Source organism: Oxalobacteraceae bacterium OTU3CINTB1 (assembly GCA_024123955.1).
Classification (GTDB): domain Bacteria; phylum Pseudomonadota; class Gammaproteobacteria; order Burkholderiales; family Burkholderiaceae_D; genus Rugamonas.
In genome coordinates this window covers 4,725,355-4,751,280 of record CP099652.1, presented here as the reverse complement: position 1 = coordinate 4,751,280, position 25,926 = coordinate 4,725,355, and the positions used below count along the sequence as shown (strand labels likewise).

22 protein-coding genes, 2 tRNA genes and 1 pseudogene are annotated in these 25,926 nt (G+C 61.5%); 16 read left to right on the top strand and 9 right to left on the bottom strand.

The genetic code is table 11. The annotated features are described in order from the left end of the window. The first annotated feature begins 1 nt into the window (after position 1). The 3 genes from carB (at position 2) to NHH73_20465 (ending at position 4,282) form a co-directional block, all read left to right on the top strand. Entirely contained in the window at positions 2–3,232 is a 3,231-nt protein-coding gene (carB, locus tag NHH73_20475; protein ID USX24969.1) for a carbamoyl-phosphate synthase large subunit, read from the top strand. Positions 3,233–3,323: 91 nt separating this feature from the next. After that, positions 3,324–3,800 carry a transcription elongation factor GreA gene (gene greA, locus NHH73_20470; GenBank protein USX24968.1) on the top strand — a complete coding sequence of 159 codons (477 nt, stop codon included), beginning with the start codon at positions 3,324–3,326 and terminating at the stop codon, positions 3,798–3,800. Beyond that, positions 3,800–4,282, top strand: a complete 483-nt coding sequence (locus NHH73_20465; protein ID USX24967.1) for a DUF4149 domain-containing protein — start codon at positions 3,800–3,802, stop codon at positions 4,280–4,282. The genes greA and NHH73_20465 overlap by 1 nt, the downstream gene beginning before the upstream one ends. A 48-nt stretch (positions 4,283–4,330) precedes the next feature. Here NHH73_20465 and NHH73_20460 read toward each other — a convergent pair whose 3' ends face one another. Continuing rightward, positions 4,331–4,801, bottom strand: a complete 471-nt coding sequence (locus NHH73_20460) for a YhbY family RNA-binding protein (GenBank protein USX24966.1) — start codon at positions 4,799–4,801, stop codon at positions 4,331–4,333. A gap of 43 nt (positions 4,802–4,844) precedes the next feature. Here NHH73_20460 and NHH73_20455 point away from each other — a divergent pair, with 43 nt between their 5' ends. From NHH73_20455 to NHH73_20430, 6 genes are all read left to right on the top strand, one after another. Next, positions 4,845–5,537 carry an RlmE family RNA methyltransferase gene (locus NHH73_20455; GenBank protein ID USX24965.1) on the top strand — a complete coding sequence of 231 codons (693 nt, stop codon included), beginning with the start codon at positions 4,845–4,847 and terminating at the stop codon, positions 5,535–5,537. Between the two features lie 220 nt (positions 5,538–5,757). Beyond that, positions 5,758–7,632 (top strand): ATP-dependent zinc metalloprotease FtsH, encoded by a 1,875-nt coding sequence (gene ftsH, locus NHH73_20450; protein USX24964.1) that lies wholly within the window; start codon positions 5,758–5,760, stop codon positions 7,630–7,632. Positions 7,633–7,714: 82 nt separating this feature from the next. Continuing rightward, complete coding sequence (folP, locus tag NHH73_20445; protein USX24963.1) at positions 7,715–8,554, top strand: dihydropteroate synthase; 840 nt, start codon at positions 7,715–7,717, stop codon at positions 8,552–8,554. A gap of 49 nt (positions 8,555–8,603) precedes the next feature. After that, positions 8,604–9,956, top strand: coding sequence for a phosphoglucosamine mutase (gene glmM / locus NHH73_20440; GenBank protein ID USX24962.1), 1,353 nt, complete (start codon positions 8,604–8,606; stop codon positions 9,954–9,956). An 82-nt stretch (positions 9,957–10,038) separates the two neighbouring features. Continuing rightward, a tRNA-Pro gene (locus NHH73_20435) sits at positions 10,039–10,115 on the top strand. A gap of 71 nt (positions 10,116–10,186) precedes the next feature. Then, positions 10,187–10,263: transfer RNA gene (locus NHH73_20430), tRNA-Arg, on the top strand. Positions 10,264–10,305: 42 nt separating this feature from the next. Here NHH73_20430 and NHH73_20425 read toward each other — a convergent pair. The 4 genes and pseudogenes from NHH73_20425 to NHH73_20410 all read right to left on the bottom strand — a co-directional run bounded on the left by NHH73_20425 (position 10,306) and on the right by NHH73_20410 (position 15,106). Further along, positions 10,306–10,515 (bottom strand): hypothetical protein, encoded by a 210-nt coding sequence (locus NHH73_20425; protein USX24961.1) that lies wholly within the window; start codon positions 10,513–10,515, stop codon positions 10,306–10,308. Between the two features lie 22 nt (positions 10,516–10,537). Then, positions 10,538–10,768, bottom strand: a complete 231-nt coding sequence (locus NHH73_20420) for a hypothetical protein (protein USX24960.1) — start codon at positions 10,766–10,768, stop codon at positions 10,538–10,540. Positions 10,769–10,928: 160 nt separating this feature from the next. Then, positions 10,929–13,028: pseudogene (locus tag NHH73_20415) on the bottom strand (TonB-dependent siderophore receptor). A 125-nt stretch (positions 13,029–13,153) separates the two neighbouring features. Next, positions 13,154–15,106, bottom strand: coding sequence for a CocE/NonD family hydrolase (locus NHH73_20410; GenBank protein USX24959.1), 1,953 nt, complete (start codon positions 15,104–15,106; stop codon positions 13,154–13,156). A gap of 319 nt (positions 15,107–15,425) precedes the next feature. Here NHH73_20410 and NHH73_20405 point away from each other — a divergent pair, with 319 nt between their 5' ends. Then, positions 15,426–16,013, top strand: a complete 588-nt coding sequence (locus NHH73_20405; GenBank protein USX24958.1) for a PEP-CTERM sorting domain-containing protein — start codon at positions 15,426–15,428, stop codon at positions 16,011–16,013. Between the two features lie 54 nt (positions 16,014–16,067). Here the strand turns inward: NHH73_20405 and NHH73_20400 are convergent, their stop codons facing one another. After that, the gene (locus NHH73_20400; protein ID USX24957.1) at positions 16,068–16,961 is read right to left on the bottom strand and encodes a LysR family transcriptional regulator; all 894 of its coding nucleotides are present in this window, start codon (positions 16,959–16,961) and stop codon (positions 16,068–16,070) included. A gap of 103 nt (positions 16,962–17,064) precedes the next feature. Here NHH73_20400 and NHH73_20395 point away from each other — a divergent pair, with 103 nt between their 5' ends. Next, the gene (locus NHH73_20395; GenBank protein ID USX24956.1) at positions 17,065–17,922 is read left to right on the top strand and encodes a type 1 glutamine amidotransferase domain-containing protein; all 858 of its coding nucleotides are present in this window, start codon (positions 17,065–17,067) and stop codon (positions 17,920–17,922) included. A 115-nt stretch (positions 17,923–18,037) separates the two neighbouring features. Continuing rightward, positions 18,038–18,661 (top strand): flavin reductase family protein, encoded by a 624-nt coding sequence (locus tag NHH73_20390; GenBank protein USX24955.1) that lies wholly within the window; start codon positions 18,038–18,040, stop codon positions 18,659–18,661. A gap of 6 nt (positions 18,662–18,667) precedes the next feature. Here the strand turns inward: NHH73_20390 and NHH73_20385 are convergent, their stop codons facing one another. Further along, complete coding sequence (locus NHH73_20385; GenBank protein ID USX24954.1) at positions 18,668–19,750, bottom strand: type II asparaginase; 1,083 nt, start codon at positions 19,748–19,750, stop codon at positions 18,668–18,670. Between the two features lie 138 nt (positions 19,751–19,888). Between NHH73_20385 and NHH73_20380 the strand changes: the two genes are divergently transcribed. Beyond that, positions 19,889–20,248, top strand: coding sequence for a hypothetical protein (locus tag NHH73_20380; GenBank protein ID USX24953.1), 360 nt, complete (start codon positions 19,889–19,891; stop codon positions 20,246–20,248). 31 nt (positions 20,249–20,279) lie between these two features. On the opposite strand, the gene NHH73_20375 is transcribed toward NHH73_20380, so the two are convergent. Both NHH73_20375 and NHH73_20370 read right to left on the bottom strand, forming a co-directional pair. Continuing rightward, complete coding sequence (locus tag NHH73_20375; protein ID USX24952.1) at positions 20,280–21,401, bottom strand: patatin-like phospholipase family protein; 1,122 nt, start codon at positions 21,399–21,401, stop codon at positions 20,280–20,282. A 90-nt stretch (positions 21,402–21,491) separates the two neighbouring features. Further along, positions 21,492–23,639, bottom strand: a complete 2,148-nt coding sequence (locus NHH73_20370) for a TonB-dependent receptor (protein USX24951.1) — start codon at positions 23,637–23,639, stop codon at positions 21,492–21,494. 305 nt (positions 23,640–23,944) lie between these two features. On the opposite strand from NHH73_20370, the gene NHH73_20365 reads away from it, so the two are divergent. The 3 genes from NHH73_20365 (at position 23,945) to NHH73_20355 (ending at position 25,807) form a co-directional block, all read left to right on the top strand. Next, positions 23,945–24,562 carry a hemolysin III family protein gene (locus NHH73_20365; GenBank protein ID USX24950.1) on the top strand — a complete coding sequence of 206 codons (618 nt, stop codon included), beginning with the start codon at positions 23,945–23,947 and terminating at the stop codon, positions 24,560–24,562. Positions 24,563–24,594: 32 nt separating this feature from the next. After that, a complete protein-coding gene (locus tag NHH73_20360; GenBank protein USX24949.1) occupies positions 24,595–25,476 on the top strand; it encodes a LysR family transcriptional regulator in 882 nt (293 codons plus the stop codon). Positions 25,477–25,645: 169 nt separating this feature from the next. After that, positions 25,646–25,807 (top strand): hypothetical protein, encoded by a 162-nt coding sequence (locus tag NHH73_20355; GenBank protein ID USX24948.1) that lies wholly within the window; start codon positions 25,646–25,648, stop codon positions 25,805–25,807. The last annotated feature ends 119 nt before the right edge of the window (positions 25,808–25,926 follow it).

Below are 25,926 nucleotides of genomic sequence, written 5' to 3'. Positions count from 1 at the left end.
GATGCCTAAACGTACAGACATTAAAAGTATTCTGATTATTGGCGCTGGTCCGATCATTATCGGCCAGGCTTGCGAGTTCGATTATTCCGGCGCACAGGCCTGCAAGGCCCTGCGCGAAGAAGGCTACAAAGTCATCCTGGTCAACAGCAATCCGGCGACCATCATGACCGACCCTGAAATGGCCGATGTCACCTACATCGAGCCAATCACCTGGCAAGTCGTCGAGAAAATCATTGCCAAGGAAAAGCCGGACGCGATCCTGCCGACCATGGGGGGCCAGACGGCGCTGAACTGCGCGCTGGACCTGCATCGCCACGGCATCCTGGACAAGTACAAGGTGGAGCTGATCGGCGCCACGCCGGAAGCCATCGACAAGGCCGAGGACCGCTCCAAGTTCAAGGACGCGATGACCAAGATCGGCCTGGGTTCGGCACGCTCGGGTGTTGCGCACTCGCTGGACGAGGCGTGGGCCGTGCAGCGCGACGTCGGCTTCCCGACCATCATCCGTCCATCGTTCACGATGGGCGGCAGCGGCGGCGGCATCGCCTACAACGAAGAAGAATTCGAAGCGATCTGCAAACGCGGCCTGGAAGCATCGCCGACCAACGAGCTGCTGATCGAGGAATCGCTGCTGGGCTGGAAAGAGTACGAGATGGAAGTGGTGCGCGACAAGGCGGACAACTGCATCATCATCTGCTCGATCGAAAACCTGGACCCGATGGGCGTGCACACCGGCGACTCGATCACCGTGGCGCCGGCGCAGACCCTGACCGACAAGGAATACCAGATCATGCGCAACGCCTCGCTGGCGGTGCTGCGTGAGATCGGCGTAGACACCGGCGGTTCGAACGTGCAGTTCTCGATCAACCCTGCCGACGGCCGCATGATCGTCATCGAAATGAATCCGCGCGTATCGCGTTCGTCGGCGTTGGCCTCCAAGGCCACCGGCTTCCCGATCGCCAAAGTGGCGGCCAAGCTGGCCGTGGGCTTCACCCTGGATGAGCTGCGCAACGAGATCACCGGCGGCGCGACCCCGGCCTCGTTCGAGCCTTCGATCGACTACGTCGTCACCAAGATCCCGCGCTTCACGTTCGAGAAGTTCCCGACCGCCGACCACCACCTGACCACGCAGATGAAATCCGTCGGCGAAGTGATGGCGATCGGCCGCACCTTCCAGGAATCGTTCCAGAAAGCCTTGCGCGGCCTGGAAGTGGGCGTCGATGGCCTGAACGAGAAAACCAAGGACCGCGAGAAGATCGAAGAGGAACTGGGCGAGCCGGGTCCGGAGCGTATCTGGTACGTGGGCGACGCGTTCGCCCAGGGCTTCACGCTGGAAGAAGTGCACCAGCTGACCAAGATCGACCCATGGTTCCTGATCCAGATTAAAGAGATCGTCGACCTGGAACTGTGGATGGACACGCAGAAGCTGGAACAGCTGGACAAGACCGTGCTGTACAAGCTGAAGCAAAAAGGATTCTCGGACCGCCGTCTGGCCTTCCTGCTGCAGACCGATGCCAAGGCCGTGCGCGCCCGTCGCCATGAGCTCAACATCCGTCCGGTGTACAAGCGCGTCGACACCTGCGCGGCCGAGTTCTCGACCAACACCGCGTACATGTACTCGACCTACGATGAAGAGTGCGAGTCCAATCCGACCGACAAAAAGAAGATCATGGTGCTGGGCGGTGGCCCGAACCGTATCGGCCAGGGTATCGAATTCGATTACTGCTGCGTACACGCGGCGCTGGCGATGCGCGAAGACGGCTACGAGACCATCATGGTCAACTGCAATCCGGAGACCGTGTCGACCGACTACGATACCTCCGACCGTCTGTACTTCGAGTCGCTGACCCTGGAAGATGTGCTGGAAATCGTCGACCTGGAAAAGCCGGTCGGCGTGATCGTCCAATACGGCGGTCAGACTCCGTTGAAACTGGCGCTGGACCTGGAAGCCAACGGCGTGCCGATCGTCGGCACCTCGCCGGACATGATCGACGCCGCCGAAGACCGCGAGCGTTTCCAGAAGATGCTGCAAAAGCTGGACCTGCGCCAGCCGCCTAACCGCACCGCGCGCACCGAGGCCGATGCCCTGGCGCTGGCGCAGGAAATCGGCTACCCGCTGGTGGTGCGTCCTTCGTACGTGCTGGGCGGACGCGCGATGGAAATCGTTCACGAGCAGCGCGACCTGGAACGCTACATGCGCGAAGCGGTCAAGGTATCGCACGATTCGCCGGTGCTGCTGGACCGCTTCCTGAACGACGCCATCGAGTGCGACGTCGATTGCATCTCCGACGGCGAGACCACCTTCATCGGCGGCGTGATGGAACACATCGAACAAGCCGGCGTCCACTCGGGCGACTCGGCATGCTCGCTGCCACCGTACTCGCTGGCGCAGGAAACCATCGATGAACTGAAGCGTCAAACCTCGCTGATGGCCAAGGGCCTGAACGTGGTCGGCCTGATGAACGTGCAGTTCGCCATCCAGAAGCAGGATGTGGATGGCGAATCGAAGGACGTGGTCTACGTGCTGGAAGTGAATCCGCGCGCCTCGCGCACGGTGCCATTCGTGTCCAAGGCGACCGGCCTGCAACTGGCCAAGATTGCGGCGCGCTGCATGGTCGGCCAGACCCTGGCGCAGCAGGGCATCACGACCGAAGTCGTGCCGCCTTACTACAGCGTCAAGGAAGCCGTGTTCCCGTTCGTGAAATTCCCCGGCGTCGACACCATCCTCGGACCCGAGATGAAGTCGACCGGTGAAGTCATGGGCGTCGGCAAGACCTTCGGCGAAGCCTTCGTCAAATCGCAGATGGGCGCCGGCGTCAAGCTGCCGAAGTCGGGCAAGGTGTTCCTGTCGGTGAAATCGTCCGACAAGCCGCGCGCCGTGAAAGTGGCGCGCGACCTGGTGGAGATCGGCTTCTCGCTGGTGGCCACCAAGGGCACCGCCGCCGTGATCTCGGCCGCCGGCATTCCGGTGACCGCGGTCAACAAGGTGGTCGAGGGCCGTCCGCACATCGTCGACATGATCAAGAACCACGAGATCGTCCTGGTGATCAACACCGTCGAAGAGAAGCGCAACGCCATCACCGACTCGCGCGCGATCCGCACCTCGTCGCTGGCCTCGCGCGTGACGACGTACACCACCATCGCCGGCGCCGAAGCGGCGGTCGAGGGCATTCGTCATTTGGACGAACTGCAAGTGTACGATTTACAAGGGCTGCATAAAACCTTACACTAAGGCTTAGCAGTACTTTTGAACCACAGAGCTCGCGCTGCAGTTGGCGTGGCCTCTGTGGTTTTCCATTGTAAAACCAGAGTAAATAAACAACATGACTTCAGTTCCACTTACCAAGTACGGCGCCGAGCTCTTGAAAGAAGAGTTGCACCAGTTGAAGACCAAAGAACGCCGTATCGTGATCGACGCGATTGCTGAAGCGCGTTCCCATGGCGACCTGTCTGAAAACGCCGAGTACGATGCCGCCAAGGAACGCCAAGCGTTCGTCGAAGGCCGCATCGCGGAATTGGAAGGTAAGCTGAGCGCCGCGCAGATCATCGATCCGACCACCCTGGACGCCGAAGGCCGCGTCGTGTTCGCATCGACCGTCGATCTGGAAGACCTGGAATCGGGCGCGAAAGTGACCTACCAGATCGTCGGCCTGGACGAGGCGGATTTGAAATTGAGCAAAGTGTCGGTGACCTCGCCGATCGCCCGCGCGCTGATCGGCAAGTCCGCCGGCGACGTGGTGGAAGTGCAGGCGCCGTCGGGCCCGCGCGAATACGAAATTCTGGAAGTGCGTTACATCTGATGCTACTTGCGCGTATCCGTTTGCTGGTCGCGACCTTGTGGGCGGGCAGTTTGTGGGCGATCGGCTATCTGGCCGCCCCGACCTTGTTCGCCACCTTGGCCGACCGCGTGCTGGCAGGCACGATTGCCGCCAGCCTCTTCAACAACCTCGCGTGGCTGTCCATGGCCTGCGCGGCGATCATGCTGGTGCTGGTGTGGGTGAGCAAGGGCACCGAGACGGCCGGAATCTTCGCCGGTTCGGCCCGCAACTCCGAGGTCAAGTCGCGCCGCACGTTGATGGCAGTGATCCTGGTGATGCTGGGGTGTACGCTGGTGTCGCACTTCGGCCTGCAGCCGATGATGGGCGCGTTGCGTGCCGCGGCCGGGCCGGGCGGTGTGATGGAGTCGGCTGCCAAGAACGAGTTCGGCATCCTGCACGGCATTTCCAGCGGTCTGTTTTTGGTGCAGAGTTTGCTGGCCGCGTGGCTGGTGATCAAGCAGTAGTTACTGATTTTCGTCCTTTCCCCGCCGGGGAAAGGACGATGCCCGGGTTTATTTCGAACCCAGAGCGCTCTTCTTCGAGGATTTCTGCTGTGGCTTGGCGCGCTTGATGTTGCCGCCTTGGGTCACGCGTTCATTCCCTTTCAACAGCACCTTGGTCACGGACGGACGTTTGGTGCCGCTCGGGCTGGGCTTGACGATGGTCACTTCGCGCAGGCCCTTGCCGGACGTCGAGCGTTCCTTCGTGGTTTCCACTTTCGGGCGGTACAGGACCAGCAGCTTGCCGATGTGTTGCACCGGCGCGGCGTCGAGTTGCTCGCAGATGGTGTCGTACATGGCGGCGCGGGCTTCGCGGTCGTCGCCGAACACGCGAACCTTGATCAGGCCGTGCGAATCGAGGCCCAAGGCGATTTCCTTGAGGACGTTGGCGGTCAATCCCGCTTCGCCGATCAGAACGATGGGCTTCAGCGCGTGAGCTTCGGCGCGCAGGGCGCTGCGCTCAACGGGTGTAAGTTTTTGCATAATATATTTTTAGTGGTTCCCTTAAAGGCAGTATTCTACGCGAATGAAGAAGAAGAAATTAAACAAAAACTGGTTGCACGACCACATTAACGACCCTTACGTGAAATTAGCGCAAAAAGAGGGCTACCGCGCCCGCGCCGCTTTCAAGCTCAAGGAGATCGACGAGGACGAGCACCTGATCAAGCCCGACCAGGTCATCGTCGACCTCGGCTGCACTCCCGGCAGCTGGGGCCAATACGTGCGCCGCAAGCTGGCCGGCAAGGATGGCGGCGGCATCAACGGCACCCTGATCGGCCTCGACATGCTGCCGATGGAGCCGATCGCCGACTTCCATTTCATCCAGGGCGATTTCCGCGAGCCGGAGGTGTTGCAACAACTGGAAGATCTCGTAAAGGGTCGCAAAGTTGACGTTGTGTTATCGGATATGGCGCCCAACCTGTCCGGCATCGCCAGCGCCGACGCCGCGCGCATGGAACATCTGATCGATCTGGCAATAGAATTCTCGCAGGCGCATTTGAAACCTAGTGGCTCCTTGCTGGTCAAATGTTTTAAGGACATGGGTTTTAACGATATCGTGTTGAAGTTTCGCCAAGAGTTTAAAACCGTGGTGCAGAAAAAACCGAAAGCCAGCCGCGACAAATCGTCCGAGATTTTCCTGCTCGGCCGTGGTTTGAAAAACCCCACCGACGGCATGGCGTCGGCGCAACCGCTCGAATCCGATCAATTCCGTCCTTGATCGCTCTTGTTTTTTACCGTACGGGCCGCACATCCAGCAAGGAAGCGTACTTTTGTCTTGATCCGCAGCAGAATTTGATCAAATAATGTGCCTTTCTGCTGGGTTTACACCCCCGCGCACGGGTGGGCTTCTGGCACCGCCTGCTTATTACGAGTAAAATCGGGTTTCTAGCCCTAGGTTAAAAGATGCGCCCCGCATCCAAGGAGTTTTCGTGAATAACATGTTTTCCAAATCAGCCATCTGGGTAGTCGTCGTACTGCTCCTGCTCATGCTGTACAAGCAGTTCGATAGCCATGGCGTTGCAGGCGGCGCCAAACCCATCGCTTACTCCGATTTGCTGGATGACGTGAAAGCCAAGCGCATCAAGGATGTCGTGATCGAGGGTGGCAACATCACCGCGACCCGCACCGATGACACCAAGGTCCGCACCACCGCCACGATCCTCGATCGCGGCCTGGTCGGCGACCTGCGCGACAACGGCATCCGTTTCGACGTGAAACCACCCGAGGAGCCATCGTTCCTGCAGCAAGTGTTCGTGTCGTGGTTCCCGATGCTGTTGTTGATCGGCGTATGGATCTTCTTCATGCGGCAGATGCAGGGCGGCGGCAAGGGCGGCGCGTTCTCCTTCGGCAAGTCGAAGGCGCGCATGATGGACGAGACGAACAACACGGTCACCTTCGCCGACGTCGCCGGTTGCGACGAAGCGAAGGAAGAAGTCAACGAGATCGTCGACTTCCTGAAGGATCCGAGCAAGTTCCAGAAACTGGGCGGCCGCATTCCACGCGGCGTGCTGATGGTCGGTCCACCGGGCACGGGTAAAACCCTGCTGGCGCGCGCCATCGCCGGCGAAGCCAAGGTGCCGTTCTTCTCGATCTCCGGTTCGGACTTCGTCGAGATGTTCGTCGGCGTCGGCGCCAGCCGTGTTCGCGACATGTTCGAGAACGCCAAAAAGCATTCGCCTTGCATCATCTTCATCGACGAGATCGACGCGGTCGGCCGTCACCGTGGCGCCGGCATGGGCGGCGGTAACGACGAACGCGAACAGACCTTGAACCAGTTGCTGGTCGAGATGGACGGCTTTGAAGCGTCGTCCGGCGTGATCGTGGTCGCCGCGACCAACCGCGCCGACGTGCTGGATAAAGCGCTGCTGCGTCCGGGCCGTTTCGACCGTCAAGTCTCGGTCGGCCTGCCGGACATCCGCGGCCGCGAGCAGATCCTGAACGTGCACATGCGCAAAGTGCCGATCGGCACCGACGTCAAGGCCGACATCCTGGCCCGTGGCACCCCTGGTTTCTCGGGCGCCGACCTGGCCAACCTGGTCAACGAAGCGGCACTGTTTGCGGCACGCCGCAGCAAGCGCCTGGTCGACATGATCGACTTCGAAGATGCCAAGGACAAGATCTTCATGGGTCCGGAGCGCAAGTCGATGGTCATCCGCGAGGAAGAGCGCCGCAACACCGCGTACCACGAGTCGGGCCACGCGGTTGTCGCCAAGCTATTGCCGAAGGCCGATCCGGTCCACAAAGTGACGATCATGCCGCGTGGCTGGGCGTTGGGCCTGACCTGGCAGCTGCCTGAGCACGATAATATTTCGGGCTACAAGGACAAGATGCTCGAAGAGATTTCGATCCTGTTCGGCGGCCGCATCGCCGAGGAAATCTTCGTCGGCCAGATGTCGACCGGCGCTTCGAACGACTTCTCGCGCGCCACCAAGGTGGCCCGCTCGATGGTGACCCGCTTCGGCATGTCCGACGCGATGGGCGTGATGGTCTACGAGGACAGCCAGAACGATGGCTTCTTCGGCGGCGCGTCGAAGACGATTTCCGAGGCGACCCAGCAAATGGTCGACGCCGAGATCCGCAACATCCTGGACCAGCAGTACAAGCTGGCCCGCTCGCTGCTCGAAGCGAACCGCGACAAGGTCGAGGTCATGACCAAGGCGCTGCTGGAATGGGAAACCATCGACGCGGACCAGATCAACGACATCATGGCCGGCCTGGAGCCGCGCGCGCCGAAGCCTGGTGTGACGATCCGCAAACAGCCGCCTAGCGACGGCGGCACCGGCGTGACGCCCAGCGTGACGGCACCAGCCTAAGCAGTGGACCGCACGGTCCGCTGGCAGAGACAAGGGTGAGGAGAAATCCTCGCCCTTTTTCATTCCCCCACCCGTTTTCTTCATGCGATCCACATTACAGTTCGGCCGATTCAATTACCCCTTGCAAGGCGACGCCGCGCGCGCCCGCGTGATGGGCATCCTTAACGTCACCCCCGATTCGTTTTCCGACGGCGGCCACTACCAGTCGCTGGAGTTCGCCATCTCGCACGCCGAGCAAATGATAATCGACGGTGTCGACATCATCGACGTCGGCGGCGAATCGAGCCGCCCTGGCGCGCCGCCGCTGCCGCTGGAAGACGAGCTGCGCCGCGTGATGCCGGTGCTGTACGCGCTGCGCGACCAGGGGCCGGCGATTTCGGTCGACACCTACAAGCCGCAGGTGATGCGCGAAGCCATCATCGCCGGCGTCGACATGATCAACGACATCAACGGCTTCCGCGCGCCGGGCGCGCTGGAGGCGGTGCGCGACAGCGACTGCGCGCTGTGTATCATGCACATGCAATCCGATCCGCAACATATGCAGCTGGCGCCGTCGTACACCGACGTGGTTGCCGAAGTCATCGCTTTCTTGCGGGAACGGATCGATGCCATGATCGCATCGGGAATTGATCCGCGTCGATTGTGCATCGATCCCGGCTTTGGCTTTGGGAAGACGGTGGAGCATAATTACGCCTTACTCAGGGCCACAAGGCGGTTGATTGCGGAACTGGATATGCCGTTGCTGGCGGGCTTGTCGCGCAAATCGATGGTCGGCGCGGTGACGGGCAAACCGGTCGAGCAGCGCATGGCCGGCAGCGTCGGCGGCGCGCTGGCGGCGGTGGCGCACGGGGCGGTGATCGTCCGCGTGCACGACGTCGCCGAAACGGTCGACGCCCTCAAGGTATGGCAAGCGGCACATTGAAATAAGCAATAATGAAATAATAACAACACGACGATAAAGAGCATACGACATGGCACGTAAATATTTTGGCACCGATGGTATCCGCGGTCTGGTCGGCGAATCGCCGATCACGCCCGACTTCGTTATGCGTCTCGGCTACGCGGCCGGCAAGGTCCTGGCGGGCGCTCCGCGCACCGGCGGCAAGCGACCGACCGTCCTGATCGGGAAGGACACGCGCATCTCTGGCTACATGCTGGAAGCGGCGCTGGAGGCCGGCTTCGCGGCGGCCGGCGTCGACGTCATGCTGGCCGGTCCGATGCCGACCCCGGCGATCGCCTACCTGACGCGCGCGCTGCGCCTGTCGGCGGGCGTGGTGATCTCGGCGTCGCACAACCCGTTCCAGGACAACGGCATCAAATTCTTCTCCGACCAGGGCACCAAACTGCCCGATTCGGTCGAACTCGACATTGAAGCCGCCTTGGACCTGCCGATGGTCTGCGTACCATCGGAAAAACTGGGCCGCGCCAAGCGCCTGGACGACGCCCAGGGCCGCTACATCGAATTCTGCAAGAGCACCTTCCCGAACGAGCTGGACCTGCGCGGCATGAAGCTGGTGGTCGACTGCGCGCACGGCGCCGCCTATAACATCGCCCCGCATGTGTTCCACGAGCTCGGTGCGGAAGTAATTGCCATCGGCAACAAGCCGGACGGCTTCAACATCAACCTTGCCCACGGCGCCACCGCGCCGGAAGCGATGGCGGCGGCGGTGCGCGCCCATGGCGCCGACCTCGGCATCGCGCTGGACGGCGACGCCGACCGCCTGATCATGTGCGACGCCAATGGCCGCCTCTACAACGGCGACGAGTTGCTGTACCTGATGGTCATGGACCGGATGGCCACCGGCCCGGTGGCCGGCGCCGTCGGCACCCTGATGACCAATATGGCGGTCGAGGTGGCCTTGAAAGAGAAGGGCGTCGGTTTCGCCCGCGCCAAGGTCGGCGACCGCTACGTGCTGGAAGTGATGCAAGAGAAGGGCTGGCTGCTGGGCGGCGAAGGGTCGGGCCACCTGCTGTGCCTGGACAAGCACACTACCGGCGACGGCATCATCTCGGCGCTGCAAGTGCTCTCCGCGCTCAAACGCGCCGGCAAATCGCTGGAAGAGTGCACGGCGGAGCTGGTGCTGTTCCCGCAAACGCTGGTCAATGTGCGCGTTGCCCCGGGTTTCGACTGGACCAAGAACGCCGCCATGGTGGCCGAAAAGGAAAAGGTCGAGCGCGAACTGGAAGGCAGCGGCCGCGTGCTGATCCGCGCCTCGGGCACGGAACCTTTGATCCGCGTGATGGTCGAAGCACGTCACGCCAAGGACGCGGATTCGATGGCCCAGCGCATCGCCGACAAAGTGGAAACGCAGTTGGCGGCATAGGGTGCCAACTGGGTTCAGCAATGAAAGATTAATCCGGCCCTCACATTGACGGCGAGGGCGCCAAGCGTTAGAATACTGTCTTCGGAGTGTAGCGCAGCCCGGTAGCGCACCTGGTTTGGGACCAGGGGGTCCAAGGTTCGAATCCTTGTACTCCGACCAAGAACTTTTAAAACGGGTTGTCTCTGACAACCCGTTTTTCATTTCCGCGATGAGTTCTCGTCGCGTTATCTCTGCCCATAGCTCAGTTGGATAGAGCATCAGCCTTCTAAGCTGAGGGTCGCAGGTTCGATTCCTGCTGGGCAGGCCAAAACATTCCCTATCTCGTTATTTCAGAGCCGGTCGTCGCAGTTCAGTGAATGAATCTCGCTGCCGCGAATGCGATGCCTGAAATGGCAACCGCTGTTCCGATAAACCATTTCAGCAGCGTGCCTTCCATCTTTGCAAGATCCTCTTTCGTTGCATAGTTTGACTTCACCACCGCTAAATCAACCTCCAGCGCAGACATGCGTTCCAAGGTCTTCTGGCTAATCGATTCGAGGTTCGCTATTCGGTTTTCCATAGCTGGATCCTTCGATCAAAAACTAATTAAAAAATCTTGCTGCAGCAAAGGCTAAGCCTGCAATAGTGACTGCCGTGCCGATGAACCATTTGAGCAAAGTGACCTCTAATCTTGCTATGTCTTCTTTTACTTTTGCGACGTCCTCTCTTGTCGCGTAATTTGATTTGATTACGGCCAAATCTACTTCAAGAACTGTGACCCGTTCCAAAGTTTTCTCAACCATTAGTTCAAGCGACGAAGTCCGCGTTTCCATTGGATTGCTGCTCCCTCAGTTCTTTTTTTCGCTACCAAGCCCGACCTATTCTTTAGACAGCGTCCTGGAGAGAAGGTTCAGCCGCCGGGCAATAACTCAGAAGTTGGAGGGGGTGTGCCAAAAATTAGCGCGATCGCACCGATTTCTGGCACATGATCCATTAGAAGCGGTAGCGGGCGGTCAGCTGCACCGAGCGGGGGGAGCCGGGCAGGTTTAGATTCTTGCTGCTGCCGTGACCCGCTACGATGTAAGCGCGGTCAAAAAGATTTGTCAAGTTCAAGGTCAGATCGATACCCGCGTGACGATAATAGGCCATCGCGTCCGCAGTAACGTAGCTAGGCAGCGTTACCGTATTGCCCGGATTGGCGAAACGGTCGCCGACATAATTGACGCCACCGCCAACGCCGAAACTACCACCAAGCGCTTTGCTCACCCATAAATTAGTGGCGTGCTTGGGAGTTAATGTCGGACGTTTTCCTTGGACGGCTTGGCCGTCATCCCGCGCGATGGAGGCAATCATCGCTGCATCCAAGTAGGAATAGCCCGCCCATGTCTTCCAGCCATTACCCAAATCACCATTGAACGTCAGCTCTATGCCTTTGGTCCGCTGCTAGCCCAGAGGTAATAACTGAAGCGTCAGTGGGTCGGCGGTTTTAATATTCGTGCGCGTCAACTGGAATATGGATACGCCCGCCGAGGCGCGGCCATTGAACAAGTCATATTTGGCGCCGATTTCTCTATTCTTAGTAATCTCCGGCGCGATTTGTGCATTCGCCGTGGTTAATGCGAAGCCTTCACCCGAAGGCTGGAACGAACGGCTGAACGACGCGTAATACGATTGCACCGCGTTCGGCTGATAAACCAGGCCCGCGCGCGGACTCCAATTACGGTCGGTGCGGCTGACGTTCGGAACACCCACACGCCTTTCGACATTCTCCTGCTCAAACCGGTCGTAGCGAATACCTGCCAGCGCTTTCCATTGCGGCGCCAAGGTCACCATGTCTTGCAAATAAGCGCTGGCGATTTTGAAGATGCCCAGGTTATTCGACGTCGGCGCGCCGCCGGCGGTGAATGGCACCACCGGATTGACCGGGTTAAACAACGACACGGTCGCCACGTTGGCTTGCGAACGCACCAGCTGATTCTTGTTCTGTTTGCCGAACTCGACACCGTACAGTATCTGATGCTGCATGCTTCCCAGTTCCGCCAGTTGCGTCAATTCAGTCTGGTTCGAGTAGCCGTCCTCATCGCGGGCGACATTGCCACGGGTGAGGGAAGCGGTACGCGCCGTCTCGTTGACCGAACCCACCAGCGTATTGTTGCGGTCGAGCGAGTAATCGTAGTGGCGGAAGGCGTTGCGGATCGACAGTTGGGGATTGAAGCGGTGGTCCAGAGTGAAACCGTAAGCTTTCACTTCCGATTCGCTGTAGTCGAAGTCTTCGGCGTTGGCCGCGCCGTAATAGGTGCCCGCCGGTACATCGACCGCGCGTCCCTGATATGAAGGGATGCCGAAGTCGGTCACGCGCTTGTCTTTCAGATACTCCGCCTGCAGCAGCAACAGCGTGTCCGCGCCCAGCTTGAACTGCACCGACGGCGCCAGCGCTTGGCGCTTGAGGAATTGCTGGTCGCGATAGCTGTCCGAATCCTCCGCCGCGCCTGTCACGCGGAAAGCGACGCCGTTGTCGGTCAGGTTGCGCGCCAGATCGAACTCGCCGCGTTTTTGGCCCCAGCGGCCCACTTGAAGGCTGACTTCGCTGCGGTCGATGCCCGGCTTTTTGGTGATGCGGTTGATCATGCCGCCGGACGAGCCGCGGCCATACAGCACCGAAGCAGGCCCTTTGATGACCTCGATCTGTTCGACATTGGATAAATCGCGGAAATACAGCGCATCGTCGCGCATGCCGTCGACAAACTGATCACTGATGGCGCTAAACCCGCGAATGGTGACCTGATCGCGCTGGCCGTCGCCGTGCGACAGGCCGATCCCCGGCACCGCCTTAAGCACATCCTGCATCGAGCGCGCGCCTTGATCGCGCAGCAGTTCCTGCGGCACGACGTTGATGGTTTGGGGAATGTCGCGCAGCGGGGCGTCGATCTTGGTGCCGGTGGTGGAGGTGGTGGGACGGTAGCCGTCGGCTTCGCCGCTGACGGTGACGACCGGCATGGCCTGCTCGGGCGCCGCGCCGGTCTGCGCTAGCGCGGCGTTTGAAAAGGAAAGGCTGGCCAGCATCAGGGCCAGCGGGGTCTTGGTCAGTGTCATGTGAGTCCCTCGAAGTAGTTGTTGGCTGGCTACTTGGGTCGCATGACACTTCGCTGGCTAAATAGGAATAATTATCATCTTGATTATCCTCCTAAGATGCTAGTAACGCAAGAATCCGCGTTGAATCAGCGCGCCGCTGGCATGAGCTGCACTTCAATGCCAGAGTACATCGACGGTGCCCGATAAATCCGCTGGGTCGCCTTTTGGAAATCCTCGGGCTTGGCTTTCGGAATGTCGACAAAAGTCTGGGGATTCAAGTCCACCAACGGGAACCACGAGCTCTGGATCTGCACCATGATGCGGTGTCCGCGCCGGAAGGTGTGGTTGACGTCGCTCATCGTGTAGTTAACCGCCTCCACCTTGCCCGGCGTGAAGGGTTGCGGGTTCTCGAAGCCGTTGCGGAACTTGCCGCGCAGCGGATCTCCGCGCACCAGTTGCTGGTAGCCGGCCATGGTCAAGGTCGGCTTGGGCACGTCGGTGCGGTGCTCGTCGCTCTGTCCGGCGTTGGGATAGCTCGACGGGTAGACGTCGATCAGTTTGACGACCCAGTCGGCGTCGGTGCCGGTGGTGGAGACGAACAGCCGCGGCTTGACCGGGCCGCTCAGGGTCACGTCCTCTTCCAGCACCTCGCTGCGGTAGGTCAGCACGTCCGGCCGGGTCGAGGCGAAGCGTTGGTCGCCCACCATGTATTCCTTCGGCACGCCGGTCGCGGGATACGCGGTGTACGGCACCGGCTTGCGCGGATCGGCCACATATTCGTCGAAGGCCTGGGCGGCGCCGGCGGCCGGCTGCTTCCAGTCGAGCGTGCCGTTCGGTCCCAGATACAGGGTGCGGGCCTGGGCCTGCTTCGGCGGCCAGGCAGCGTAGTTGCGCCAGACATTGCTGCCTGTTTCAAACGCATACACCTCCGACACATCCTTGTTCGGCACGCCTTTGAGATGCTGCTCGAAGAACGGGAATTCAATCTTGCTGCGGAAGTAGTCGCCGGTCTTCGAGTCGAACTGGACATGGCCCAGGCTCTTGCCGTCGTAGCGGCTCCAGCCGCCATGCGACCACGGACCCATCACCAGCCCGCTGTAGATGCCGGGATTGTTGCGCTTGATCGTGCTGTAGGTGGTCAGCGGGCCTTGCAGGTCTTCGGCGTCGTACCAGCCGCCCACCGTCAGCACCGCCGCCTTGATGTTTTTCAGGTGCGGCGCGATGTCGCGCGTTTTCCAGAATTCGTCGTAGGTCGCGTGTTCGATGGTGGGCATCAGCAGCGTGCGCTGGTTTGCCGTCATCGTGTTGGTGATGTTCGACAGCGTCAGGTGCGAGAGGAAGAATTCGTAGGCGTCGGCGGTGCCGTAGTCGAAGCGGGTCCAGCTTTTCGGCAGCGGCGTCGGGTTCGGCACGTCCACGAAGGCCGAGTAGAAATCGAAGTTTGCCGACAGCATGAAGGCGCCGCCGTGGTACGAATCGTCGTTCATGTACAGATTGGTCACCGGCGCCTGCGGCGAGGCCGCCTTGATGGCCGGATGCGAATCGATGATGCTGGCCGAAGTGTAAAAGCCCGGATACGAGATGCCCAGGATGCCAACCTTGCCGTTGTTGTTGGGCACGTTTTTCAACAGCCATTCGACGGTGTCGTGCATGTCCTGGCTTTCGTTGCCTTCGCCTTTGGCGCGCTTGGGGTTGACGTGCGGCGTCATCTCCTGCCACTTGCCCTCAGACATGTAACGGCCGCGCACATCCTGCTGGACGAAGATATAACCGCTTTGTTCGAATTCGGGCGACGGCCCGACATGGTCCGGATAAAAATCGACACCGTAGTGCAGCTCGTCGTCGATCTCCACGCCGGCGCTGTAGGGCGTACGTTCCATCAGGAAGGGATAGCGCTTGCTGGCATCCTTGGGCACGTAGACGGCGGTGAACAGGCGCACGCCGTCGCGCATCGGAATGCGGTATTCGTACTTGGTGTAGTGCTCGCGCAGATTGTATTTAGCCGGCGCGTCGATCGCGGCTGCCGGAGTGGAGACGCAAAGTGCTCCCAGCACGAGCGCGTTGAGGGCAAAGGCGAGGGCGGTGAGGCGCGATGTCATGGATTCCTTGTAATCTGAAAGGCAAAGATGCATTAGTGTAATGCCAGTGGATAACTTTGGCTGCGACAAATTTGCGCACCGGCACATTTCTCTTTAAAAACATCAACTTGCCGGACGGGGGTGAGGCTTGTTAACAGCCTTATCCACAGAATTTGTTAACAACCGTCTCTGATGCCATAAAAGCAATAATCTGTACTTTTCGACACTTGTGTTGGTTACCGCACAGTTGATGCTGAGACAAAACTATATTCTCCGCATCACCGAATAAGGGTGTTCGGTAACTCTAATTGCTCAAATATTCACTATTGCGGAAATAAAAATGAAAATCAAAAATATCTTGTTGGCATCGATGATCGCAGGCGCCAGCCTGTTCGGCTCGGCCGCTTTTGCTGCGAACGTGGGACAAACCGTCAGCATCAACCTGGAAAACGATGGCGCCGGCGGCTTCAACGCGCATTTCGGCAACACCTACGGCAGCGCTGACCGTACCAACACGTTCACCGACAAATTCATGTTTGCCCTGAACTCCAATTTCGACTCGTCGACCTCGCTGACGTCGAGCTACCTGTCGTCGAAGACCGTCAAGGATCTGCAGATCACCTCGTTCAACCTGGTGAAATATGATCCGATGACCAGCGCCGTGCTGGACACCTACGTCGGCAGCAACTTCACCGGTAATGGCGCGCATCCGACCGACCGTTGGGAACTGACCGCGACCGGCCTGTCGGCAGGCAGCTATTTCATTCAAGTTGACGGCCTGGTTGCCGGCACCGGCGGCGGCGCTTACGGCTCCGACCTGACCATCGCCGTGTCGGCGGTGCCGGAACCAGCAACCTACGGCATGATGGCCGCCGGCCTGGGCCTGCTGGGCTTTGTCGCACGCCGCAAGCAAGCCAAAAAAGCTTAACCTAGGGTAGGTGTTGCACGACGCGTCCGAGCCTACGAACTCGGACGCGTTTTTTTATGGCTGCAAGCTATCGATCAACGCCCTGCAAGCGGCCGACATGCGCCGATGCGGCGGATAAATCAGCGAAAACGGTTTGCTGCGGCCGCCTAAAGCCGGCAGCACTTCGACCAGTTGGCCGGCCCGCAGCCGTTCGTCGGCGACAAAGCGGTAAGTCTGGCAAATGCCCAAGCCTTGCTGCGCCAAGGTCACCACCCCCAACACATCATCGGCCACGCGCATGCGCGCGGGCGCCGTCCAATCGACATCCTTTCCGTCCACCCTCAGCAGCCACGGCGACAGCCGGCCCGTGCTCGGTATGGTGAACGGCAGGCACGCGTGGCGCGCCAGATCGTCCAGTCCCGTCGGCGTGCCCGCCCGCCGCAGATAGTCTGGCGATGCGACCAGGCAGATGCCGGCCTCGCCGAGGCGCTTGGCGGCCAGGCCGCTGTCGGCCAATTCCCCCAGCCGTATCGCCATGTCGTAGCCTTCTTCGACCAGATCCACATTGCGGTTGGAAATGCTTAGTTCGATCATGACCTTCGGATGCAACTCCATGAATGGCCGCAGCAATTGAGGCAGGCGATAGTGGCCGTAAGTCGTCGGCGCGCTGATGCGTATCGTGCCCGACAGCTCGCCGCCCTGGCCCTGAATGGCGCGCTCGGCATCGGCGATCAGTCCGAACGCGCTGCGCGCCTGCTCCAGATACAAGGTGCCGGCCTCGGTCACGCTCAGGCGGCGCGTCGTGCGGCGCATGAGTTGCACGCCCAGCCGTGCTTCGAGCCGGGCGACGGCGCGGCTGAGCACGGAGGGCGTCGTACCCAGCGCCACCGCCGCGGCGCTGATGGTCCCCTTGTCGACGATGGTCACGAACGCTTCCACATCCCCCATATGATCGAATTGCCGCGCCATTCCCACCTTTCAAGAACAAATGATTTGAGTTTTCGGTTATTTACACACTTTACAGTCATCAATAAAGTAACGCCATAGCAAAACACCTCACAGGAGTACTTTCATGACAAATGCCATCCGCAACGCCTTCGCCACCGCCGCCACCGTCGCATTGGGTTTCTCGGCCTTGGGCGCCGACGCCGCCAACGTACTGGTCGTCCTGTCGGACGCGTCGCAGCTGGAACTGCGTGACAACCGGACCTTCGACACCGGCTTCTACGCCAACGAACTGATGCAACCAGTCAAGAAGCTGCTGGACGCCGGCCACACGATCACCTTCGCCACGCCACTGGGCAAGGCGCCGTCGCTGGACCGCCATTCGGTCGATAAGATGTACTTCGACAATGACGAGGCCAGCATGCAACAGCATCTGGCGTTGCTGGAAAAGTTGCGCATCACGTCGGCGGAGCAATCGCCGGTGGTCAGCCTGGCACGGGTGGAGCAGGGCGGTTACGCCCGCTATGACGCGCTCTATGTTCCCGGCGGCCACGCGCCGATGCAGGATTTGCCGCACAGCGCCGCGCTGGGACGCTTGCTGCGCGACTTCCACGCGCGCGCCAAGCCGACCGCGCTGGTGTGCCATGGCCCGATCGCCTTGTTGTCGGCGTTGGAGCGGCCCGAGCAGTTCACCCGCAAGCTGATCTCGCCGGCCGCCTCCGTGGGGGCGGCGCCGGCATGGATTTATGCCGGCTACCAGATGACCGTCATTAGCAATAGCGAGGAAGCGGCGGCCAAGGGCATGTTGAACGGTGGCACAATGAAATTCCTGCCGCAGACGGCCTTGCAGCGCGCGGGCGGCGTCTACAGTAGCGCCGCGAACTGGCAAAGCAAAGTGGTGGTGGACCGGGAGCTGATCACCGGCCAGAATCCAGCCTCGGCGTCGGCCGTGGCGGACCAGCTGCTGGCGCGCCTGAAGCGTTGACGCAAGCGCGGCCGCGTCATCCGTAGGCCGGACGAGTCCGCTTGAGAGCACAATTCACCTCCCTGTGCGAAAATCCGGCCATGGCGCCGTGGCGCGCCGCACTCACCGGAACCATATGACCGACCGCTACTTTTATCAGCCATCACAGGGCCACGGCCTGCCGCACGACCCCTTCAATGCCATCGTCGGACCGCGTCCGATCGGCTGGATTTCCTCGCGCGGCGAACAGGGCAACCTCAACCTGGCGCCCTACAGTTTTTTCAACGCCTTCAATTACACGCCGCCGCTGATCGGCTTTTCCAGCCAGGGACGCAAGGACACGCTGCGCAATATCGAGCAGACCGGCGAGTTCGTGTGGAATCTGGCGACGCGCCCGCTGGCCGAGGCGATGAACGCCAGCTGCGCGCCGGCGCCGCCGGAAGTGGACGAGTTCGTGCTGGCGGGACTGACGCCGGCGCCGTCGCGCATCGTCGGGGTGCCGCGCGTGGCGGAAAGTCCGGTCGCGTTCGAATGCCAATGCACGCAGATCATCCGCCTGCAAAGCGCGTCGGGCGAGCCGACCAATGGCTGGCTGATCATGGGGGAGGTGGTGGGCGTGCACATCGCCAACGAACTGCTGCGCGACGGCATCTATGACACGGCGGGCTCGCGCACGATCTTGCGCGGCGGCGGCCCGGCCGATTACTTCGAGATAGGACCGGACAGCCTGTTCCGCATGCGGCGGCCAGACTATCCGTAAGGCACATTAATACGTGTAGAACATCTTTTGCACGGCCTTGCTGTCATTGGTTTTGGTCAATGCCAGCATCAGCAGGATGCGCGCTTTTTGCGGATTGAGCGTGTCGGCGGCAACGAAGTCCAGCTCGTCGTCGTTGGCCTCGCCGTTGCGCGCCAGGATGCCCTGGCCGACGCGGCTGCCACGCACGATCATCACGCCCTGTTTGCGGGCGGCGATCAGCGCCGTCTTGACCGAGGCGGCCAGGCTGCCGTCGCCGACGCCGGCGTGGATGATGCCCTTGGCGCCGGCGGCGACCAGCGCGTTCAGCGCGACCGGGCCGACGTTGGCGTAGCCGTAGACGATGTCCACTTGCGGCAGTTTGTCCAGTTTGCTGATGTCGAACTCGGTGTCAGCGGTGTGCTTGCGGGTCGAGGCGCGATAGAAGTAAGGCTTGTTGCCCTGGATGTAGCCCAGCAGGCCCAGTTCGGTGGTCTTGAAGCTGTCCGGGGTCGAGGTGTTGGTCTTGCTCACGTCGCGCGCGCTGTGGATCTGGTCGGCCATGGCCACCAGCACGCCTTTGCCGGCAGCGTCGGGACTGGCGGCCAGCAATACGGCGTTGTACAGGTTGATCGGGCCGTCGGCCGACAGCGCGGTGCCCGGGCGCATGGCGCCGACCAGCACGACCGGCTTCTTACTTTTCACGACCAGGTCGAGGAAGTAAGCGGTTTCTTCCAGGGTATCGGTGCCGTGGGTGATGACGATGCCGTCCACGTCCGACTGCGCCAGCAGCACGTTGACGCGCTTGGCCAGGGTCAGCCAATGTTCGTTGGTCATGTTTTCGCTGGCGATCTGGAACACCTGCTCGCCCTTGACCTGGGCGACCTTGGACAGTTCCGGCACCGCCTTGATCAGGGTATCGACGCCGACGGTGGCGGCGGTGTAGCCGACCGTGGTGGTGCTGCTGGCGCCGCTGCCGGCGATGGTGCCGCCGGTGGCGAGTATGGTCACATTGGCCAGTTTGTCCGCTGCCTCCGCATAGCTACCAAGCAACAAAGTACAGGCCAGTAAAACTTGGTAAACACGGTTAGTAATATTATGGTTATGTAACATGCGATCTCCTGATCAAACTGTAAAGCTTGGGATAGTAACAAATACACAGTCTGTCAACAATGCAAGGTGTTGCGGCGTTACGGTTGACAGACCTGCTATATTAGAGGTGATTGAGGGAATTACAAAAGAGAAAACATTATGACTTTAGCAAACACCCTTCGCCGGGGTGCGGTGCTGTCGGTGGCCTTGGCGCTGCTGGCTTGTGTGACCGCCTGCGGCAAAAGCCAGGCGCAGAAGCAGCAGGAAGAGGTTCTGACACAGACCAGTTTGGGCGAGAAATATGTGAAGGAAAAGATCCGCGACCCTGGTTCGGCGCAATTTCGCAACCAGTTCATCGGCAAGGGCGGCGCGCCCTGCGGCGAAGTCAACGCCAAGGATGCCTTCGGCGCCTACATCGGGTTCCAGCGCTACATCTCGGTCGCCCGCGGACTGACCTTGCTGGCGCAGGATGTCGCCCCGGCCGAGTTCGAGGAGTCGTGGCGCGAACTGTGCCGCTAGCGGCCGCGTCCCCGTTGGGCCGCCCAACAGCTTACACCTCGCGCAACCGCTTGCTGTACCTGGTTGCGCGGCGCACCGGCGGATGCTGTCCGGCCGGATGCGCCAGCGCCTCCGTCGCCCGGTCATAGCCATACTGCCACTGGTCGTTCATGTGCTGCACAAAAGTGTCGTACGTCGACGGCATCGCCAGCTCGATGCGGTTGCGGCGCCAGTGCAGCTTTTGCTGCAACTGCTGCTTGGCCAGCACCCGCGACACATCCGACGAGTCGATGCGCAGGTCCGCCAGATACGTGTTGGCATACCGCAGGCGCGCGTTGCCGTTCAATCCCAGCACCGCGCGCCAGGCCGGTATCGAGAACACCTGGTCGAACGCCTCCTTGAACTCCATGATCACCTCGTCGCCGAGCCGTCGCGCGATTTCGACCGGGAACAGATCCAGCACGCCGCCGATGTATTCGTCGCCGCCATACTGGCGGCAGCGGAAGTAGATCATGTCGGCGATCGAGATGCGCGCCGCCTCGGCGATCGGTACGCCGCCGTCGATCAGCAGATCGGCGGACACCGCGTGCCGCCCCCATCGCGCGTCGGCCAGGGGCGAGGACATGCCGCGCAGCGCGGTCGCGGCACGCTCGCCGCAAAACACGGTTTCCGCGAACAGCTTGCGCTCGCCGCGCGGCTGGCCCACTTCCGAAGGATCGAACAGCAGCTTGCCGCCGATGATGGCGACATCGACTTCCGGCGCGCCGCTGGCGGCCGGGAAGGGCAGCTGCGGCGGAATGTCGAACAGGTAGTCGCCGAACAGGTCGGGGATGACGGGCACGCTCGCCGGCGACAGCCTGCGTTTGGCGGCGCGCGCCAGGGTGCCGATCAGCGCCGCGTGGCGGGTCGATTTCAGGCCGCACCAGAACTCGTACATAGCGCGCGAGGCCAGCCACGCGCGCTGCCCGCCCGGGTCGGGCAGGTTGTGGATGATGGTCGCGGCGATGGCGCCACCGCAACTGGCCAGCAGGATGTCCGGCGCCTTGCCGGCTTGCCGCAGCGCCGCGTACATGCCGATGTAGATGCCAAACCGGAAGCCGCCACCCCCCATCACCATGCATCGTTTATACGGTTTATAGACTTTTTGTACAGGTTCGATTTGTGCGTGCGTCATGGATGAAACCTTACCACAGCACAGCCTTCAATCAAGCGCCGGACCGACGCTTGTCCCACATTTGAATCACCGCCCTTGCCACACTTGATCCTACAGTTGATATTCCAGCATCACGCGCAGCGTGGCGCTGCTGGGCGTGACCGTCACCCGGTGCCGCATGCCTTCGGCGTCGGCGTAATCGTGCCACTCGGTCGCGGTTTGTCGCAGCAGGTTGCTGCCGGCGATACGCAACTGCGTCTTCGCGTCGATTTTCCATAGCGCGTAAAGATCCAGCTCCCGCTTGGCGCTGCTGCCCAGCCGGACCTGACGCGCCTGCCGCACCGCGCCGCCGGCCTGGTAATTCAGATTGCCGCCGAAGGTCAGCGCCGAGCCATCCGGGCGATAATCCGCGCCGAGGTTGGCGGTGAGCGGCGTCTGCGTCTCCAGCCGGTTGTCGGGTCCCGGCACATTGTCGACGCGCGACCAGTTGCGCGCCAGGTTGGCGCGCAGGTCGATCGCCGGCGCGCCCCGTACAAGGCGGCGCAGCGGCAGCTTGGCCTCCAGCTCCACGCCACGCACGCTGGCATTGCCGTTGTTGAACGGCGCCTCGACCCATTCGCCATCCTGCTCGAACAGGCGCGTGATCGTGACGTCGCGTATCCGCCGCAGATAAGTGCTGACGCTGACCAGCGCACCGTCGCCCAGATAGTGTTCGTAGGCCGCGTCCAGCCCCCACGCCAGTTCCGGGCGCAGATTCGGATTACCCTGTTCATCGGGGTTGGTGGGATTATTGTTGTTGTCGTTGGTGTAGCGGCGCGGCACCAGCTTGGCCAGCGGCGGCGCCTTGTAGGTGCGGCTGACGGCCAGGCGCAGCACGTCCTTGTTCGGCAGCGCGTAACGGGTTTGCAGCGACGGACTCCAGACCGCCGAGCGCGAGTCCAGCGCATCGGGCGCGTTGGCCGCGTCGGCGCGGCTGGCGGTCTCCAGCCGCTCGTGGCGCAAGCCCAGATACAGCGAGTAGTTCCTGGTCGCCTCCCATTCGTCCTGTATGAAGAAGGCCAGGCGGTTGACGTTGGCGCGGTAGTCGGCGTTGTTGGCGCCGGTCTGCGCGCCGCCGGCATCGAAGGTCCTTTCGTTGCGGTCCTCGTCGCGCACGGCGCGGCTGACATCCCAGCCCAGTGCCAGCGCGTGGCGCTCGCCGACCGGATGGCGATACGTGCCGCTGGCTGTCACGCTGGTTTCCGACGGCCCGGAATCGACGAAGTGCCGCGCCTTGGGATTGCCCTGGTTATCCATGCCGTAGAAGTCGAAGGTGCCGCTGCGACGGTTGCTGTTCACACCCAGTTTCGTCTCCAGTTTGGCGCCGTTGGACATCAGGTGGGTCCAATTGACATCGCTGCGCAGCATGACGAAGTCCGCCACGAAGTCGGCGAAGTTGCGCGGATACTCGCTGTTGCCGCCGACCAGCGCCGTCTCGTCGGCGCGGTTGCGATTGTCGACCCGGCGCAGATTGGCGAAGCTTTGCCAGCTCACCGTGTCGCCACTTGCCAGCGTCCAGTTCAGGCGTGGCGTCAAGGTCAGCGAGTCCGTGCGGCCGGAATCGGTTTGCGGCGTGCGCCGCAGCACGAGCAGGGCGCCATTCAGGTCACGCTGGTCTTCAAAATCGGTAAAAGGCTTGTCCGTGTGCTTGCGCTGCATCGTCGCCGCCAGGCTGTATGAATAGCCTTTGTCCTGGTCGGAGAGCTGCGCCGTCAGCGTTGGCGTGGTCTCGCCGCCCTGGCGGGCGACGCTGGCGCTGAGCGAACGCTGGCCGCGCTTGACCGCCTTTTTCAGAATGACGTTGATGGCGCCGGCCACCGCCTGGTTGCTGAATTCGGCCGTTGCGCTGCGCATGATCTCTATCCGCTCGATCATCTCCGGCGCGATGGAATCGAGCGAGAATCCGGCCGCCACCGGCTCTCCGTTGAGCATGATCTGTGTGTAGCCGTTGCCCAGGCCGCGCATGCTGATCGCGCCGCCCTGGCCTGGTGTGCCGGAGATGCTGATGCCGGGCAGCCGCTTGAGCGCGTCGGACAGGGACTGGTCGCCCTGGCGCACCAGTTCCTCATGCTGGATGACGATGGCGGTGGTGGTTTCGCGCTGGCGCTGGTCGGCGCGGGCGCCCGTGACCTGCACTTGCAGCGGCTCGGGACTATTGACGGCGCTGGCGCCGGCGGCGGTGATCAGCAGCAAGCTGCTGGCGATTCGGTGTAACGGCATGTCTGGTTTGCCCCTTGTGTGACGAGTGGGGTTATTATGCGACAAATGTCGCATGCGGGTCAATCCGACGTCCATGAATTTGTAACATTGCTTCGTATTAATTCCTAATATGCTACGATTGAGTTTTTGCTAATTGCAAATAAAGTATGGTCGAAGCAGGTTGGACCGAAGGTATCGCCTCGCGGGTACTTGGTCGAATGCCGGTGAACGTGTCAGGCGCGCGATCACGGCCGGTGACGATGCGCTATACAATGCAGCTGGCCGCAGCGCTCCCTGCCGTGGCCACATCTGCATTGAAAGCACATATGTATTACGGAGAGCGCTTCAACAGTATCACGCACGTTATCGGCGCGGTGCTGGCCGCTATAGGCGGCACGCTGCTGATCGTGCTGGCGGCGCGCAGCGGCGACATCTGGAAAGTGGTCAGCTTCAGCGTCTACGCGGCCACTTTGCTCGGACTGTATCTGACCTCGACCCTGTATCACAGCACGCGCGGCCGCGCCAAGGACGTGCTGCGGCGGATGGACCATTGCGCCATCTACCTGCTCATCGCCGGCAGCTACACGCCGTTCACCTTGGTCAGCCTGCGCGGGCCGTGGGGCTGGTCGTTGTTCGGCGTGGTCTGGGGCCTGGCCATTGTCGGCATCCTGCAGGAGATCTGGTACGCCAAGGGCGCGCGCGTGCTGTCCCTGGTGATCTATGTCGCCATGGGCTGGGTCGGCGTGATCGGCGCCAGTCCGCTGATCGACGCGCTGGGCTGGAACGGCTTCATGTGGCTGGCCGCCGGCGGCGTGGTCTACACGGTGGGCATCGCCTTCTTCGTCACCGACCACAAATGGCGCTACGGTCACGGCGTCTGGCATTTGTTTGTACTGGGCGGCAGCGCATGCCATTTCGGCGCGGTGCTGCTGTATGTGGCATAACCGTCGCGTAACGATTTTTTTGAGCTGAAAACGTGGATATCAATTCCGACGATCTGAAAACCTTCATCACCGTGATCGACAGCGGCACGCTCAGCGCGGCGTCGGTCCACCTGGGCCAGACCACGTCCGGCGTAAGCCGCGCGCTGTCGCGGCTCGAGGACAAGCTGGCCACCTCGCTGCTGACGCGCACCACGCGCCGCATGGAGCTGACCGAGGAGGGCCACCTGTTCCTCGAACGCGCGCGGGCGATCCTGGGCGCGATGGAGGAGGCCGAGGAGACCATCCGCATCCGCCGCCAGAAGCCGGCCGGCCGTTTGTGCGTGGACGCGGCGTCGCCGTTCATGCTCCATTGCGTGGTGCCGCACCTGGCCGAATTCCGCGCGCTGTACCCGGACATCAAGCTCGAATTGAGCAGCAACGACCAGATCGCGGACCTGATCGAGCACCGCACCGACGTCGCCATCCGCATCGGCGCGCTGACCGATTCGACCTTGCACGCGCGCGCCCTCAGTTCCAGTCCGCTGTACGTGCTGGCCAGTCCCGAATACCTGGCGCGGCATGGCACGCCGCAAAAGCCGGAGGACCTGGCGGGCCATTCGCTGGCCGGCTTCGCGCAGTACGAGCAGGGCAACAGCTGGCCGTTGCGCCACGCCACCGGCAACAGCCTGCAGATCACGCCGTCGATCTCGGCCTCCAGCGGCGAGACCTTGCGCCAGCTGGCGCTGGCCGGGCAGGGCATCGTCTGCCTGGCCGACTTCATGACGCGCGCCGATCTCGACGCCGGCCGCCTGGTCAAGGTGCTGGAAGACAGCTACACCGGCTACCGGCAGCAGATCCACGCGGTGTATTACCGCAACACCCAGCTGGCGCAGCGCATCAGCTGTTTCCTGGAGTTCCTGCAGCGTAAGCTGTGAGGTGGTCTCGATATCGCGAGTGTGTGGCGGCGTACAGATTTTGATAGCGTCGCGACGTACACTGGCCTTGCGTGCTTGGAGCGCATCGTCAGATGAAAGCTCAGCAGCAGGTAAGCCGGTAGCCTCAAGTACCGGCACCAACAACAGGGTTGCTGACTGGGAGAACATCATGTCGCACACTACGCATCCATCCAAGCATCTGGTCCGGGCCTACCTCGAGCGCCGCACGCGCGACGTCAAGCCGCCGCCGAAGCCCGAGGAAATCCGCCGCCAGCTGGGGTGGGGCATGTTGATGTTCGAGCCCAAGCTCGGCAACGGCGGGCGTTCCTGAACCAAGGCGAGCGCTGCCGCGTTTCGCCACCCGTTTCGTCATTCACCGGCTCTTTTCCGCTATTCGCCGAATAGCGGTTCCCCCGCCTTCCGTTCCCCGGTATTGTTATGTCCATACCG

Excerpts from the sequence above, each read along its gene's own strand:
- carB (USX24969.1), top strand. The coding sequence starts at position 2 with ATGCCTAAACGTACAGACATTAAAAGTATTCTGATTATTGGCGCTGGT.
- greA (USX24968.1), top strand. The coding sequence starts at position 3,324 with ATGACTTCAGTTCCACTTACCAAGTACGGCGCCGAGCTCTTGAAAGAA.
- NHH73_20465 (USX24967.1), top strand. The coding sequence starts at position 3,800 with ATGCTACTTGCGCGTATCCGTTTGCTGGTCGCGACCTTGTGGGCGGGC.
- NHH73_20460 (USX24966.1), bottom strand. The coding sequence starts at position 4,801 with ATGCAAAAACTTACACCCGTTGAGCGCAGCGCCCTGCGCGCCGAAGCT.
- NHH73_20455 (USX24965.1), top strand. The coding sequence starts at position 4,845 with ATGAAGAAGAAGAAATTAAACAAAAACTGGTTGCACGACCACATTAAC.
- ftsH (USX24964.1), top strand. The coding sequence starts at position 5,758 with ATGTTTTCCAAATCAGCCATCTGGGTAGTCGTCGTACTGCTCCTGCTC.
- folP (USX24963.1), top strand. The coding sequence starts at position 7,715 with ATGCGATCCACATTACAGTTCGGCCGATTCAATTACCCCTTGCAAGGC.
- glmM (USX24962.1), top strand. The coding sequence starts at position 8,604 with ATGGCACGTAAATATTTTGGCACCGATGGTATCCGCGGTCTGGTCGGC.
- NHH73_20425 (USX24961.1), bottom strand. The coding sequence starts at position 10,515 with ATGGAAAACCGAATAGCGAACCTCGAATCGATTAGCCAGAAGACCTTG.
- NHH73_20420 (USX24960.1), bottom strand. The coding sequence starts at position 10,768 with ATGGAAACGCGGACTTCGTCGCTTGAACTAATGGTTGAGAAAACTTTG.
- NHH73_20410 (USX24959.1), bottom strand. The coding sequence starts at position 15,106 with ATGACATCGCGCCTCACCGCCCTCGCCTTTGCCCTCAACGCGCTCGTG.
- NHH73_20405 (USX24958.1), top strand. The coding sequence starts at position 15,426 with ATGAAAATCAAAAATATCTTGTTGGCATCGATGATCGCAGGCGCCAGC.
- NHH73_20400 (USX24957.1), bottom strand. The coding sequence starts at position 16,961 with ATGGCGCGGCAATTCGATCATATGGGGGATGTGGAAGCGTTCGTGACC.
- NHH73_20395 (USX24956.1), top strand. The coding sequence starts at position 17,065 with ATGACAAATGCCATCCGCAACGCCTTCGCCACCGCCGCCACCGTCGCA.
- NHH73_20390 (USX24955.1), top strand. The coding sequence starts at position 18,038 with ATGACCGACCGCTACTTTTATCAGCCATCACAGGGCCACGGCCTGCCG.
- NHH73_20385 (USX24954.1), bottom strand. The coding sequence starts at position 19,750 with ATGTTACATAACCATAATATTACTAACCGTGTTTACCAAGTTTTACTG.
- NHH73_20380 (USX24953.1), top strand. The coding sequence starts at position 19,889 with ATGACTTTAGCAAACACCCTTCGCCGGGGTGCGGTGCTGTCGGTGGCC.
- NHH73_20375 (USX24952.1), bottom strand. The coding sequence starts at position 21,401 with ATGACGCACGCACAAATCGAACCTGTACAAAAAGTCTATAAACCGTAT.
- NHH73_20370 (USX24951.1), bottom strand. The coding sequence starts at position 23,639 with ATGCCGTTACACCGAATCGCCAGCAGCTTGCTGCTGATCACCGCCGCC.
- NHH73_20365 (USX24950.1), top strand. The coding sequence starts at position 23,945 with ATGTATTACGGAGAGCGCTTCAACAGTATCACGCACGTTATCGGCGCG.
- NHH73_20355 (USX24948.1), top strand. The coding sequence starts at position 25,646 with ATGTCGCACACTACGCATCCATCCAAGCATCTGGTCCGGGCCTACCTC.